Origin of the sequence: Asaia sp. SF2.1 (genome assembly GCF_000505765.1) — a bacterium.
GTDB lineage: Bacteria > Pseudomonadota > Alphaproteobacteria > Acetobacterales > Acetobacteraceae > Asaia > Asaia bogorensis.
Genome location: NZ_AYXS01000012.1, coordinates 297,403 through 299,106, shown reverse-complemented (window position 1 = coordinate 299,106; position 1,704 = coordinate 297,403). Strand labels below are relative to the sequence as shown.

At 59.2% G+C, this 1,704-nt stretch carries 2 protein-coding genes; both read left to right on the top strand.

Annotated elements, in window-relative coordinates; translation table 11 throughout:
- Positions 1–225 precede the first annotated feature (225 nt).
- The gene (glmM, locus tag P792_RS27700) at positions 226–1,593 is read left to right on the top strand and encodes a phosphoglucosamine mutase (RefSeq protein ID WP_031240699.1); all 1,368 of its coding nucleotides are present in this window, start codon (positions 226–228) and stop codon (positions 1,591–1,593) included.
- Positions 1,593–1,704: bifunctional hydroxymethylpyrimidine kinase/phosphomethylpyrimidine kinase (locus tag P792_RS38785; protein WP_235075454.1), on the top strand; the 112-nt coding region annotated here is incomplete at its 3' end. The genes glmM and P792_RS38785, both read left to right, overlap by 1 nt.

The window sequence follows — 1,704 nt, the reverse complement described above, 5'->3', positions numbered from 1 at the left end:
CCCGTCTTGAGGTAGACGATTCGACTCCTGAAAACCGCCGGTCATCGGTGCCCACGGTCAAGGCCAAGACGGGAGGGTCAACAGAAGCACTGGATCCGTCGCCGCAACCAGGCTGAGGCTCGCTACTATTGAGGAGAGGGGGCGCAAGCCCCCTTTTTTCGTATGGCGCGGTGTGCTTGAAGAACCTCATGTCTCGCGCAGAAGCAAGCGACAGGAAGGGCGATCATGAGCAAGCAATCCAGTACAGGCCGCAAGCTGTTTGGCACTGACGGTATCCGGGGCAAGGCCAATACTTTTCCCATGACCGTGGACGTTGCCCTTCGCCTTGGGCAGGCAGCAGGTCTCTATTTCCGTCGTGGTGCCCATCGTCATAGCGTTGTACTTGGCAAGGATACTCGCCTCTCGGGATACATGATTGAAAGCGCCCTCGTATCAGGCTTCCTGTCGGCTGGTATGGACGTCATCCTTGTTGGGCCTCTGCCCACACCGGCCATTGCGATGCTCGCACGCTCCTTGCGCGCCGATCTGGGGGTCATGATTTCGGCCTCCCACAACCCGTTCGGCGATAATGGGATCAAGCTGTTCGGTCCTGATGGCTTCAAGCTCTCTGACGAAGTTGAGGCAGAGATCGAGTCCATGATGGCCCAGGATCTGACGAATCAGATGGCCTCTCCTGAAGAAGTGGGCCGCGCGTCGCGTCTCAACGATGCAGCCGGGCGCTATATCGAGTCGGCCAAGGCAGCCTTTCCCAAAGGATCACGACTCGATGGCCTGCGTATCGTGCTCGACTGCGCCAATGGAGCGGCCTATCGCGTAGCCCCGGCAGCCCTATGGGAGCTGGGTGCCGAAGTCATCAAGATCGGGTGCGAGCCCAATGGGGTGAATATCAACGCGGCTTGCGGATCAACCCACCCGGAGACCTTGCAGCGTGCTGTGCTGGAGCATGGTGCCCATCTCGGGATTGCGCTCGATGGAGATGCCGACCGTCTGATCATCGTCGACGAGAAAGGCCAGATTGTGGATGGGGATCAGATCCTTGGTCTGATCGTGTTGTTTCTCCAGAAGAACGAGCGTCTCGGCAGCAATGACGCTGTCGCAACGATAATGTCCAATCTCGGTCTTGAAAAGAAACTCGCCGAGCATGGGATCACCCTACACCGCACTGCGGTGGGTGATCGCTACGTGGTTGAGAAGATGCGCGAGCAGGGGATCAAGCTTGGTGGCGAGCAGTCAGGCCATATGATCCTGTCCGATTTCGCAACCACCGGTGACGGACTGATTGCCGCGTTGCAGGTCCTTGCGGTGCTGGTCGAGGAAGGGAGGCCAGCCAGCGAGATCCTACGTGTATTCGAGCCGTATCCCCAGTTGCTGCGCAATGTGCGTTATCAGGGAGGCGATCCGCTTTCGACCGAAATGCTGGCACAGGCGAGGAAGGCGGCGGAGACGCGTCTTGGAAGCACTGGTCGTCTGGTACTGCGCAAGAGTGGAACGGAGCCGCTCATCCGTGTCATGGCCGAGGCCGAAGACCCCGCTCTTGTCGAGGAAATTGTCGCTTCGATCTGTGATGCCGTTCAGCGAGCCGTCGCTGCCTGATGCAAGGCCGGGTCCTCATTGTAGCAGGCAGCGATTCCGGTGGAGGCGCTGGGATACAAGCCGATATCAAGACGGTGACCGCACTGGGCGGCTTTGCTATGACGGCCCTGA